This window comes from Vibrio sp. QJM3NY_27 (assembly GCF_057785955.1).
In genome coordinates, this window is record NZ_CM173512.1 from 1,643,585 (window position 1) to 1,655,861 (window position 12,277).

General features: G+C 42.4%; 11 protein-coding genes. 4 read left to right on the top strand and 7 right to left on the bottom strand.

Features of this window, described 5'->3' with window-relative positions:
- Positions 1-129 precede the first annotated feature (129 nt).
- Complete coding sequence (locus AC3CIA_RS22925; protein WP_372321159.1) at positions 130-363, bottom strand: DUF3389 family protein; 234 nt, start codon at positions 361-363, stop codon at positions 130-132.
- 76 nt (positions 364-439) lie between these two features.
- On the bottom strand, positions 440-865 hold the full coding sequence (locus AC3CIA_RS22930; RefSeq protein WP_108109013.1) for a hotdog fold thioesterase: 426 nt from the start codon (positions 863-865) through the stop codon (positions 440-442).
- A 188-nt stretch (positions 866-1,053) separates the two neighbouring features.
- Between AC3CIA_RS22930 and AC3CIA_RS22935 the strand changes: the two genes are divergently transcribed.
- Positions 1,054-1,842, top strand: coding sequence for a M48 family metallopeptidase (locus tag AC3CIA_RS22935; RefSeq protein WP_249633003.1), 789 nt, complete (start codon positions 1,054-1,056; stop codon positions 1,840-1,842).
- Between the two features lie 85 nt (positions 1,843-1,927).
- Here the strand turns inward: AC3CIA_RS22935 and AC3CIA_RS22940 are convergent, their stop codons facing one another.
- Complete coding sequence (locus AC3CIA_RS22940) at positions 1,928-3,010, bottom strand: site-2 protease family protein (protein ID WP_488519137.1); 1,083 nt, start codon at positions 3,008-3,010, stop codon at positions 1,928-1,930.
- Between the two features lie 356 nt (positions 3,011-3,366).
- On the opposite strand from AC3CIA_RS22940, the gene AC3CIA_RS22945 reads away from it, so the two are divergent.
- The 3 genes from AC3CIA_RS22945 to AC3CIA_RS22955 all read left to right on the top strand — a co-directional run bounded on the left by AC3CIA_RS22945 (position 3,367) and on the right by AC3CIA_RS22955 (position 7,904).
- A complete protein-coding gene (locus tag AC3CIA_RS22945; RefSeq protein WP_046223601.1) occupies positions 3,367-4,608 on the top strand; it encodes a porin in 1,242 nt (413 codons plus the stop codon).
- A 23-nt stretch (positions 4,609-4,631) separates the two neighbouring features.
- Positions 4,632-7,040, top strand: coding sequence for a VolA/Pla-1 family phospholipase (locus AC3CIA_RS22950; protein ID WP_488519138.1), 2,409 nt, complete (start codon positions 4,632-4,634; stop codon positions 7,038-7,040).
- Positions 7,041-7,346: 306 nt separating this feature from the next.
- Positions 7,347-7,904: a PhnA domain-containing protein gene (locus AC3CIA_RS22955; RefSeq protein ID WP_004730927.1), complete on the top strand. Its 558-nt coding sequence runs from the start codon at positions 7,347-7,349 to the stop codon at positions 7,902-7,904.
- An 83-nt stretch (positions 7,905-7,987) separates the two neighbouring features.
- Here the strand turns inward: AC3CIA_RS22955 and AC3CIA_RS22960 are convergent, their stop codons facing one another.
- The 4 genes from AC3CIA_RS22960 to AC3CIA_RS22975 all read right to left on the bottom strand — a co-directional run bounded on the left by AC3CIA_RS22960 (position 7,988) and on the right by AC3CIA_RS22975 (position 12,076).
- The gene (locus tag AC3CIA_RS22960) at positions 7,988-9,142 is read right to left on the bottom strand and encodes a BamA/TamA family outer membrane protein (protein WP_488519139.1); all 1,155 of its coding nucleotides are present in this window, start codon (positions 9,140-9,142) and stop codon (positions 7,988-7,990) included.
- A 258-nt stretch (positions 9,143-9,400) separates the two neighbouring features.
- Complete coding sequence (locus tag AC3CIA_RS22965) at positions 9,401-10,306, bottom strand: LysR family transcriptional regulator (protein WP_488519140.1); 906 nt, start codon at positions 10,304-10,306, stop codon at positions 9,401-9,403.
- A 155-nt stretch (positions 10,307-10,461) separates the two neighbouring features.
- Positions 10,462-10,887 (bottom strand): hypothetical protein, encoded by a 426-nt coding sequence (locus AC3CIA_RS22970; RefSeq protein WP_019825859.1) that lies wholly within the window; start codon positions 10,885-10,887, stop codon positions 10,462-10,464.
- Between the two features lie 16 nt (positions 10,888-10,903).
- Positions 10,904-12,076, bottom strand: coding sequence for a patatin-like phospholipase family protein (locus AC3CIA_RS22975; protein WP_488519141.1), 1,173 nt, complete (start codon positions 12,074-12,076; stop codon positions 10,904-10,906).
- Positions 12,077-12,277: the final 201 nt, after the last annotated feature.

Below are 12,277 nucleotides of genomic sequence, written 5' to 3' on the forward strand. Positions count from 1 at the left end.
ATTGAATTCAGTTTCCCTATTTTAAGACGTAAAATCAATCTTACTGACGTGTTTTTATTGCGAATTATTGGGTATGACGTCCCAAGATGTTATTCAAACAGAATGGCTAAGTACTTTTGCAGCATACAGTTACATCACATCGCAGCCGATTTCATTGGCGATATCACGAAGCTGTTGTTCATTATCTAATTTAATTGACCACTTGCACTCAGAGCCATTCACCGAAATGACATTTGCCCCTTTTCCAATTAATTGAATCGCGTCAACTTGTGCTTGCAGTGTGACTCTATGTTCACCATCTAAACGAACAACCAGCTCATGTGCGGTTGCGATAACTTTTCCACTTTTAAACGTTATGACCATCGGTTTCTCTAGCTACTTCTTTAAAATACAAATTACTATTTTCGAAATAGAACACAGTTAACTGCTGCCTACTCTATTATCGCTTATATTTCTTCACGGCAATCGTTAATCGACTCGTACAAACTAAGCGTTGACGCTCGTCAGTGATATTGATTTGCCATACTTGGGTAGAGACACCCAGGTGAATAGGTTCAGCAGTACCTATAACATGGCCTTCACGCATTGATCTTACGTGATTCGCGTTGATATCTAATCCAACACAATAGTAGCCTTCTGGTACGCAGAAATTAGCCGCCAATGAGCCAAGCGTTTCAGCTAGCACAACCGATGCGCCGCCATGAAGCATGCCTAGTGGTTGGTGCGTAAAATGACAAACCGGCATGGTTGCCACTAAGGAATTATCGTTTACTTCTGTGTAAACAATGTTGAGGTGCTCAATTAAGGTATTTTTTGAGGTCGCGTTGAAGGTATCTAGGTCAACGGGCTTTTTCCAAATACTCATATGGGTTCCTTAATTATTGACTTTATTAGTGCGTGAATTGCTTTATTAGTAAGTAAATAACTTCATTATCGTTAATAGTGATCTTAACGATAACGATGTTTTTAAATACAATACTTATCTTACAGCTCTTAGTTATTACGCAAGTTGATGTTAACATGCATAAAAACCGAATACACAGAGGATATTGTATGACGTCATGGATGAAGTTTGCCTCGCTTCTCACACTTGCAGGCCTAACCGCATGTAGCGCTTCCCCGACAGGAAGAAACCAATTACTGCTTTTTTCTGATCAAGACATGTCTCAACTTGGGGCACAATCTTTTGAACAAATGAAGAAAGAGCAGCCAATAAGTAAAGATGCGAAAACAAACGCTTATGTACAGTGCGTTGCAAATAGCATTACTCAACATATTCCAAAACAAGGCTTTAGTGAATGGGAAGTTGTTGTTTTTGATAGCGACCAAGTGAATGCCTTTGCTTTGCCGGGTGGCAAAATTGGCGTATACACAGGGTTACTTAAGGTAGCGGTCAATCAAGACCAACTCGCAACGGTTATCGGACACGAAGTGGCTCACGTTCTCGCTGACCACAGTAATGAGCGTCTATCTCAGTCTCAAATCGCTAATACTGGCTTATCTATTACTAGCGTCGCGTTAGGCGCATCAGAATACAAACAGTACCAAGGAATGACAATGGCTGCCTTAGGTTTAGGCATTCAATACGGGGTAATTCTACCGTATGGCCGAACTCAGGAATCAGAAGCCGATGTTGTTGGTTTAGAATATATGGCTCAGGCAGGGTTCGATCCTAAACAGAGCGTCGACTTGTGGCAAAACATGGCGAAAGCATCAGGTGGTAGCCAACCGCCAGAGTTGCTGTCTACGCACCCTTCCCACAGTACGCGTATCAAAGATCTACAGGCGACGATAAAAACGTTACCTCAATCAGGTTCACCAAGACCAAATTGCAAAGCGTAATTTTACATTTGTTTAGACGCTAAACTTCGAATACAAGAATGCCCTATCTATATTGGTTAGGGCATTTTTTTGTTTTTGATTCTTGTTAAGTACCAAGAATTTGCAATGGTAGGCTTAATAGCTGATCACCAGTAGAGGCAAAGTACCAGATAACGCCGATTAAACTGCTCACTAAGCCCACATACCAAAGGAATGATACGACTTGGCCATATTTATCTAATGGCAATAAATGGCTATGGTGACGCCCTTTCCATTCGAATAGGATTTCAACACTGCCCATAATCAATAAGAAGCCAAACAGGGTCAAATTCAACTGATAACTCAGTACCACGCCAGCAATAGCAGCCGCAACACACAGGACAATACCAAGCACACTGTTCATCGAGAAACTGATACTTTTTAGTACATGTCCGCCATCGAGAGGCAAAATCGGCAATAGATTAAACAAGTTTAATAATGCGTTAAATACTGCAAGCCCGGCGAAGAACATTTCGCCAGTCGCCCAGTACAACACCATAAATATCAACGACAGTATCAAACCAAACAATGGTCCCATGATCGAGATAACCACATCTTGCCAACGCGTATTGATCTTTTCGTCGGATAACGCCAAACCACCAAGGAATGGTATCAAATAGATGCCTTTGGTCTTCATTCCAAAGTATTTCATAGCTCTAATGTGCCCATATTCATGGAACATTAAACAAGCGATCAAGGCTAAAGCGAACTGAATTGAAAATAGCCACGAATAAGCGGCTAAACTCGCAGAGGCAAGTACCACCTTGATTAACTTGGCACTCTTGAGGGCTTTCATTCCCAGCGAAACTAACCCGATTAAGCTAAAACGCTTCTCTGGTTTTGGTGCGACAACCGGTGTTTGTTGCTCGATATCTTTGGTGTTTCGATTGCCTTCGGTAACGGTTTGGCCATTCACGGTCGCTTTATAGGTCATCTCAAACGGTTGCCACTGAACGGACGCCTCAACGTGACACTGCAACGTTTCTTCGCCTGCGCGCAGAGTAAATGCATGAGTTCGAGCGTCATCTTGATCTGTGGTTGCGTTTAATTGGGACACCAAAGTATTGTCCCAATACAACTGTTGCCACCCTGCCATTGACCCCTCTAAACGAAGTGGTTTTCCAAGAAACTCTATCGCGAGTAATTCCAAACTTTAATTCCAATTTAATGACTATCAATATGAATCGATATTATGCCGATTTAGCGATTAACGGTAAACATAAACAAAGTTGTTACATATTGAGCAGTTGAACACTATTTATACCAGCACCTAACATAAACATTCTGGTCACACCTCCAACCACCCATAAATCATTGATTGTAATTATATTATTAGTGTTAGAGTGCCGCCCCTCAAAAATATTACTTCACAAAATGATAACTCATTCTTTGACTTTATATTAAACATGAATTTAACATGCCATTTACATTAGAGCTTAAACACCAACAACGCTCAGTGTGTTTTCAACAATAAGAATGAGATTTGATGCCCTAGGAGGGTCAAGGATGAAAACAATACAACGCTCTCTCGTTTCACTTTCTGTGCTATTTGCATGTAATTCACTTGCGGCTGGTTTCCAAGTTGCTGAGCACTCTGCCTCAGGTCTTGGTCGCGCATTTTCAGGTGAAGGTGCTGTAGCTGATAACGCGAGTGTACTAGCGAGAAACCCCGCCGCAATGACCCTATTTGATACAGCCCAATTTTCAGGCGCGGTTTCTATCGTTGATCCAGAAGTTAATGTGTATGACGTGGACAATAACGAACACTCAAAAGATGTAGCACCACTACAAGTCGTTCCAGCAGCCTATTATATAAGCCCTATCAATGATAACTGGGCTTGGGGTATCGGTATGTTTACAACTTATGGTGTTGCAACCGATTACCCAGATGATATTTCTGTTGGTGATATGGCTGGCGATACTTCACTTCTTTCAGTCAATATCAACCCTAATGTAGCTTACCGCATTAATGAACAATTCAGTGTGGGTGGTGGTATTAACTTGGTATACGCACACGCAGAGTTAACTCGCCACAAAGGCTCACTTGCCCCGCTATTTGGCCCTGGCAGCAAGAAGTCAGACAACCTTATTGGTATGGAGGGCGACACGTTTGCTTGGGGTTGGAACATTGGCGCGTTATACGAGCTAAATGAAAACAACCGTTTTGGCTTTGGTTATCGCTCTAAAGTGGACCTTGACTTTGATGACGGTGAATTCAGCAGTTATGACTCTGGTATCGCCAACGCTGCAAAAGTAGATGGCCGTTTGCAGATTTCTCTTCCGTCTATTATCGAACTTTCGGCATTCCATCAGTTAAACGAAGCGTGGGCGATCCACTACGGCTGGCAACAAACAGACTGGAGCACATTTAAAGAATTAAAAGCAACCAGTAAAGATTGTGCTGGTGGAGTGTGCCTCTTCAAACCTGAAAAATACGAAGACAACAACAGATACTCCTTCGGTGGTACATACACTCTGAACAATCAATGGACACTTCGTGCGGGTATCGCCTATGACGAACAAGCCGGTGAAGCTACATTGAGTATCCCTGATAGCGATCGTTTTTGGTACAGCGCAGGCGTGACTTACGCAATGACAGAAAACCTGACCTTTGATGCTGGTTTTGCTTTCATTAAAAGTAAGTCTGGTTCATTTACTGAAACCGATGCCGCAGATCAAGAGATCACCTTTGATTCAGAAGGTACAGCGTACATCAGTTCCGTACAAATGAACTACACCTTCAATTAATTAGGATTAACGGAGTAAAACCAATGAAACATACGTTTAAACTATCGCTGCTTTGTTCTGCAATCCTACTTACAGGTTGTGGTGACGATACCTCTAGTTCAGGCACTTCTGATACCGTTACGTTTGAACCAGAGGTTCAAGCGCTTCTTGACCGCAACACATCGATTAGCTTTACATTGCAAGGTGCAGATGCAGACGTTCCTGCACCATCTTATTTATTGATGGATAGCACAGACGGAACACTTGGCCTTCCAACAGGTGGTGATGATGCGTTGACCAATCCCCTCGCAGCCATGAACACAATGGATGGTTGGTCTACGTCTATGCCAATCGTTCTTAACTTCAATGGCGATGGTTTTGCTGACGGCCTTGTTACTTCTGGTGTCAGCGTTATTAAAATAAACCAACGTCTTACCGATTGGGATCGCGCTTCAAACCCAATCGAAAAAGTACTTACGCTGGGTACGGACTATGTTGTACAAGCGAGCGGTAATTCTCTATACATTCAATTTATGAACTCTTTGGACGAATCTGGCGAGTACATCTTCGCGGTAACTCAAGCGATTCAAGACGTAAACGGAAATCCTATTGGTACATCAGGAAGCTACGCAACAGGTAAAACGAAAGAGATCGTTTATGAGACTGGTGACCTAGCTTCAGTACAGGCAGCCACGACAGCAGTTGAGGGTATTTTTGGACTCGCAAGTGTCAACCCTGCTGATATTGTTTACTCATCATGGTTCAGCACACAATCTGTAGGCGATACGCTTGCCGCAGTAAAAGGCGTCACGGCAACCGGTTTTGCTACTGGTGCTAATACGTTAAATACTGTGTACAAAAACGACGCAAATGAAGGTTCAATTGACCTTTCTACTGCATATACTCTGACAATGGGGACGACACAAGATTTTATTACAGCACTTGATGCTGATGAAAATTTTAACAAGTACGTTAGTGACTTGGATGCAGCTAAAACAGCAATCAAAGGCTTATATGCTGGCGCCGCTGTTGCGGTGAATGTGACGCAAGGTGTGGCAAAACTGCCTCATTATATACAGAAAGGTGCTGACTGGAACATGCAACCAATGGTTTCTGCAATGCCTAGCCTTGCAAAAGTCAGTGCTGCACTAGCGGATGAAAGCGAACAGGCGAATATGGTTCAACAGCTTTCTACCGGTGTATTTGCCGATGACCCTGTAGATGTCACTAAGTTAGCTACGGAACCGACAGAGCAGTTAAAGCTTGTTGGTTCGACTCTGTATCTAACGGACGGAACACAGCTGGATAGTGACCGTATTATCAGTCGTTATTCACCTGTACCAGTGGTCAAATCACTCGAAGACGTCGAGTTCTTGTTGTTTACACCGCAAACTGGCACACCTACAGATGTTGTGATTTATCAACACGGTATTACATCAGCAAAAGAAAATGCGTACTCTTTTGCGTTTAATATGGTAAAAGCAGGTGTTGCTGTTATTGCAATCGATCTACCAATCCATGGTACTCGTAGTTTAGATGATCAACGCTCCGCCAACGTAGATGTACTGGCTTACCTGAATCTTTCTAACCTTGCAGTGGCGCGTGATAACCTTCGCCAAAGCGTGCTCGATGTACTGGGTTTACGAGCAAGCTTGGTCGTTTCTGCGCAAGCTGGCTTATTAGCTAAAAGCCCACTTAGCGGCTTCAATCCAATGACTGGTTCAAAAGTTAAAATGCTTGGCCATTCGCTTGGCGGTATCGTTGGCACTTCAGCAGTTGCAGCCGCAAACAATACGTTGGGTAGCCCGACAGCTGATGCACTTTACACGTTCAGCGGTGCATCTATCCAAAACGCGGGTGGTCAAATTGGTAACCTGCTACTTGGGTCGCCTAACTTTGGACCCCAAATCAAGCATAACCTAGCGTACGCAGCTTCAACAGATTACGCGAGCTATGCAGATGCATCGTGTGCAGACTTGTCTGACAAATCGTGTTATGAGGCATTTGAACAAGTAGCGAGCGAAGCCCAACTAGCGGCACTGAATACTGGTTTCTCTAGCTTTATCTATGCTGCGCAAACTACGCTAGATACAGTTGATCCATTTACCAATGCAAGTGACCTTGTCTCAAGTGGCTCACTATCAACACCATTCTTCATGACAGAAGTAGATGGTGACAATACCGTACCAAACAATGTTGCAAAAGCACCATTTGCGGGTACTGAACCTCTTGCGGCTAAACTTGGATTAACAATAGTGAACAGTGCTAGCACGACGGTATCTCCTTCTGCTAGCTTTGTTCAGTTTGATGCGACAGCAACACACAGTACGTTTGCATCCCCCGGGGGAACACTGGCTGACTTAGACCATCATGTAGAAATGCAGATGGAAAATGCTGACTTCCTAGTGGATGATTTGCTAATTGGTGTCACCAATACCTCAGTACTTAAGTAAGTATATCTAGCTATACCAAAGCCCAGTTTCGGACTGGGCTTTTCATTTCATCGCTATTCAAACCCACTAATATTTCTTCTTTGTCTAACTCACTAGTTCTAAGACAAAAATATCTATGCGCGTATCGACCTTAATTGCTACTTCACTACTTCTCGCCGCTTGCGGTAGCAGCTGCTATCTTACATCTCGGATCCTCTTGAGTTAGAATATTGTAGGATCTCGCTTTTAATTCTTTAATACCCTTTTATTTTTCAGGATAAAGTGGATAATACCGCCACCAAAAAACATTACTAATGTGAGTCCATTATGTCTTCTGAAGCTACGATGCTAGAACGCTGCCAATCTAAATGTGAACTATGTGGTTCTGATTCTTCTCTTACTGCATACGCAGTACCGCCACACAGCCACGTAACAGTGGATCACGGCATCATGGTATGTGACAAATGCCTGGGTGAGATTGACGATCCAAAAGATATCAACCACTGGCGTTGCCTAAGCGACAGCATGTGGAGCCAAGAAGCGCCAGTTCAAGTAATGGCATGGCGTCAACTTACTCGTCTGAACTCTGAAAGCTGGGCTCAAGACGCGCTAGACATGATGTACCTTGAAGAAGAAACATCAGTTTGGGCACAAATCGGCATGTCTGCTGATGACAAGCCTCTTGATGTGAACGGCGTTGAACTTAAAAAAGGTGACGACGTAACAGTAATCAAAGACCTGCCAATTAAAGGTACTAACCAAGTGATTAAGCAAGGTACTGTTATCCGTGGTATCAGCGTTGGTGACGATCCTAAGCTTGTTTCTGGTAAAACAAACGGCGGTCAATCAATGTACGTAATCGCTGAGTTCTGCCGTAAGAAGTAATCTTACTGTGAACAAGTAATAAGAAACTAGAAAGGCGCTGATTAGCGCCTTTTTCTTAGAAAAAATTCAACCCATGCGTAGCTCTAGAAGCCACTGCCGACATTAAAGTAGATAGCACGCTCTTCATGGCTTTGCGCGTAGTCCATACCAAGGTGTAAACCGTAACGTCTTGCGATTTGATATCGAAAACCGACACCTCCTGCATTTACCGTACTATCCTGACTTATCCTGCTATCTTGTTTTGCATTACCAGAACCGTAGAACCCCGAAACCTTCCAGCGATGATTAATGCTATACGTCAATTGCCCTTGTATAGTTTCAATCTCATCCCCTTGATAACGGTAAGAAGACACACCACGTAAAGAAACATAAGGCTTCGCTGTTGGTGATACAAACAGATCTTTCTGTTCGAAGTTTTGATAGTTTGCGGCCAAGCCTAACGTCCATTTATTGGTGATTGGGATATAAGCTTCACCATCAATATTGAGATTACGGTAATTGTAATCACTGCCAATGGCATCATCATAAATCATGTAATCAGCAGACAACTTATAGCCCTTAGTCGGATAAAATAGGTTATCTCGCGTGTCATATTCTGCCTCTAACCCTAAACCTGATGTGACCGATTCGTTACCCAGGAGTTTATCTAAAAGTGTATTTTCGAATTCAATTTCAGACTTTGCCAGTAATTGCTTTATACCCAACATCCAAGGTGTATTTCCGAGTCTAAACTGTACCTTTTGAGACAGTACAGCAACGGAAGTTGATGTGGCTATTCTCAGGTCATGATCAATCGGTGCCCAATCGATTGATGTGTACAAATCTAAATTCGCAACACCAAAACCGCCCCCCCCAGTATAACGAATAGCATCATTCATCCATGAACGTCTATGGCCACCAAAGACAAACCAAGTCTCATTTTCTGTACCGACTGCGCCAACCACTGACATTGCAGAAGGAACAAGCTGTGCACCACCATCTATAGCAGAGAGTGCTGCCTGCTTTCGTTGTCGCTTTTCTTCATCCGTCTCATGTAGAAACAAGCCAGCTACACCGCCACCGTAACCTATTGCAGGCTCGGTAATCAAAATTGGAATAGGTAAAAAGCCCGTCGCATTTTCTGCGATGTGATGGCCCATATCAAATTTGCCATCCACAGGATCGTAAAAAGACGCCATAGTAGAAAAAGGGATCAATAAAGAGCTTGAAAATAACGCAAGCACACCACTGCAGTTCATATTAATTGCCTCAAAAAAAAACCGAGGCGCGAACCTCGGTTGAAAATTTGCTTCCGTGCAATAAACATTAAAAATAATAACATTTTGCTACAAAGAAAGTTCTTTATCAGCGCAAGCATAATAGCTAGCTCTTAATATTTCCCCTACTCTCATATGGAGGGTCTCGCCCTACAAAATCAAATAATCCATAGATCGTATGAACGAAAAAGGCTCATATAAATGAGCCTCTATAAGCAAATAAACTGTGTTATTGGTTCATTAATCTCGCTTTAGCAATCGCTCTACGTTTTCTTTGATAACTGCTAAGACTGATGACTTAACTTCGCTAATTTGTTTAGAATGAGGACACCACAGTGCAAAGCCAAATTTAAATCCTTGTTCCATTTCAGACGATTGTATAGGTTCGATGTCGTAATGCGAAAATTCAGAATGAGCGAACGTTTTTGGTAGAAGTGCCCATCCTAAGCCTGCTTCAACCATTTTGATAACTAGCGCTAATTGGTCGACTTCTTCATTGTCAGAACTAACGGTTATTTTTTCGGACATTCCTTCTTCAATGAAGGATTTTAAGACAAACTGCTTCGCATTTCTTAGCGCTAAAAGTACATCTTCTTTTGCCAAAGATGAAAACTCACCATTTTTTTGAACGAAAGGAAAAAATTCTATATGGCCTAAAAAGGTGGCATCAAAACTGTGTATTCCACGACTGTCATGCACGTTGACCAGTCCAAAATGATACTCACCGCTCTGAAGGCCTTGCTTAATGTCTTTTTTATTTCGTACTAGAAAATTCACTCGCATCATCGGGAAATCGCGACGCAACTTCTTTCGAATATCCACAAGTATTTGATGAGGTATCACACTTGAATAAGCAAAAGTAATGTTTTCCAAACCGCCATAAGACAAGCTCAAGGCTACCTTGTCGAAAGTGCGTGCTTGTTCAATCGTTTGCTTAGCATAGTGATAGAGATGGTGGCCATCTTCTGTTGGCTTAACCGATCGTCCAACCCTTTCAAATAGACTTACCGCGAGTTGGTCTTCAAGGTTAGTAATAACTTGGCCGATTGTTGTCCTATGCTTGTTAAGCTTAACCGCAGCCTTGCTGAAAGACAGTTGGTCATAGACAGTCACAAACGCGAGAAGTTGTTCAATGCTGAAATTCATTTTGATGTGCTTATTTTTAATCGTTATATATTTAAATTATCACAGGCTGACGAAATATCTACTTTGTCATAATAATAGTGAGATGAATTCGTCTAATTGAAACAAAAAAACCTACTTAAGTCAGTAGGTTCTATCATTGAGTTGTAGCGAATAACTTAAATGTACTCGATAACTCGAGCTAGGTAGTTAAAGTCGCCTGAATCACCGTGGTAATTGCGGTAAATATCGACACTAAAATATCTAGGTTGATCCGCTTGAATATGTTCAGCAATACGCTGCTCAATGGACTCTAGAGTTTCACCCGTTTGCGAGTAAATGTATTTCTTGCTGCCCTTCTGAAGTTGGCGTTGCTTAGCTTCTTTATGTGTGATGTAGTTATTCACTTCTACCCACTGACCAATGTAATCAATTGTCACGTAATCTGAAGTCTCTTCAACCATCACCAACGCTGCTTCTTGTTGAACATCGACCAGTTGTAGCATGTCGTTATTTACTTTTTGCTGTTCCATTGAGGATGTGTTTTGTGCCATTGCAGCGCCAGACGTTGCAATAATAAGTAGCGTTAATGCCGTTTTTTTCATTTTACAATATCCCTAATTAAGGTAATTCGGTTACCCAAGGTTTGCCCTGAGTTGCTTTGTGATAGCCATACTCGTATATGGTTAATAGGTAATGTTCATCAAACATGTCTTTGGTTCGTTTGGCGTAACCAAAATCGTGTTCAATGTAAGTAAATTGCATATCAATATTGTTGGCTTCACTGATGTATTTCATTCGATATAAGTCACCACGAGTTTGAGCAAGAGTCAGGCTTGATACGCTCTTCGCTACCAAATCTAGGCCCTTGTCTCGTAACGAGTGGTACGGCGCTTTCAGTGCACCATTTCGAATCACATCAAGCTGTGGTGGTGTTTCTAATCCAAGTGCATCTGAGATCTGTTGATAGTCAAATTGCGATGGATTGAAGAACACTTGAGCCGCTAAGCCACCATCAACGTGTAACTCTTCAAAAGTTTCACCTTCATGTTCCACATTGATAAACTGCGGTGGGAACACTCCAGGAATAGATGCACTTGCGGCCAAAACCTTATAGATAAGCTCGGATTTATTTGGCATGTCACTGTTTGCAATTGCGCCCACATTCCAAATCACAAGCTCGCCGGAATCAAAATGTGTGCTGCCAATGAACAGACGCTTGCCATTTCGATGTTGCTCTGCAATTTGCTCAATCATCGGTTCAGGGAACGCCGAAGCAATGAACTGATACAAGCTTTCTCCATCAGTAAACGCATCTTTAAAGACAGTGTTCAGAAAATTCTTTTTGCCAAGGACTGACTTGTCATTAATATTCAACATCACTTCCTTCATCTTCGGAAACGCATCTCCCCCGATGAACACAAACGGTGCCATTAACGCGCCTGCGCTGATGCCTGTCACTATGGAGTAGTCCTTCAGCTGGCCTGATTTTTCAAGCCCGATCAAAATACCGGCACCAAAGGCTCCGTTGGCGCCACCTCCTGACAACGCAAGAATGTTCAGTTGATCGCCTGATACGGTAATCGGCGTGGTTTTATCATCTGCAGAATATAAGAAATCTGGCGCCTCGTTAGACCAAATACGCAGTGGCTCACCTACGGTAGAGGTATCTTCTACTACTACTTCTTTGTAATTATCTTTATTTACACGTAGATCCAGTGTATGAGGTGAACTACAGGCCACTACGAGGAATGACAAAGCAACGGTAAGACTGGAAGAGATTAGACGGTTCATATTTAGGCTCATTTAATTTTCTCTAATGTGATTCAGAGACTCTGTTTAATAAAATTTGAAAACAGAAAAGTTAATAAATAGGGATAAAGTGAAGTCCATCTCTTTGTGGTCGTAATATAGCTAGAGTAAGGCTTAACTCGTAATCTTGTTTGTAGGACGCTATCCATCGAATAGCCATCGCCACCACATTTAGAGTTAAAC

Excerpts from the sequence above, each read along its gene's own strand:
- AC3CIA_RS22970 (WP_019825859.1), bottom strand. The coding sequence starts at position 10,887 with ATGAAAAAAACGGCATTAACGCTACTTATTATTGCAACGTCTGGCGCT.
- AC3CIA_RS22950 (WP_488519138.1), top strand. The coding sequence starts at position 4,632 with ATGAAACATACGTTTAAACTATCGCTGCTTTGTTCTGCAATCCTACTT.
- AC3CIA_RS22975 (WP_488519141.1), bottom strand. The coding sequence starts at position 12,076 with ATGAACCGTCTAATCTCTTCCAGTCTTACCGTTGCTTTGTCATTCCTC.
- AC3CIA_RS22960 (WP_488519139.1), bottom strand. The coding sequence starts at position 9,142 with ATGAACTGCAGTGGTGTGCTTGCGTTATTTTCAAGCTCTTTATTGATC.
- AC3CIA_RS22945 (WP_046223601.1), top strand. The coding sequence starts at position 3,367 with ATGAAAACAATACAACGCTCTCTCGTTTCACTTTCTGTGCTATTTGCA.
- AC3CIA_RS22965 (WP_488519140.1), bottom strand. The coding sequence starts at position 10,306 with ATGAATTTCAGCATTGAACAACTTCTCGCGTTTGTGACTGTCTATGAC.
- AC3CIA_RS22955 (WP_004730927.1), top strand. The coding sequence starts at position 7,347 with ATGTCTTCTGAAGCTACGATGCTAGAACGCTGCCAATCTAAATGTGAA.
- AC3CIA_RS22930 (WP_108109013.1), bottom strand. The coding sequence starts at position 865 with ATGAGTATTTGGAAAAAGCCCGTTGACCTAGATACCTTCAACGCGACC.
- AC3CIA_RS22925 (WP_372321159.1), bottom strand. The coding sequence starts at position 363 with ATGGTCATAACGTTTAAAAGTGGAAAAGTTATCGCAACCGCACATGAG.
- AC3CIA_RS22935 (WP_249633003.1), top strand. The coding sequence starts at position 1,054 with ATGACGTCATGGATGAAGTTTGCCTCGCTTCTCACACTTGCAGGCCTA.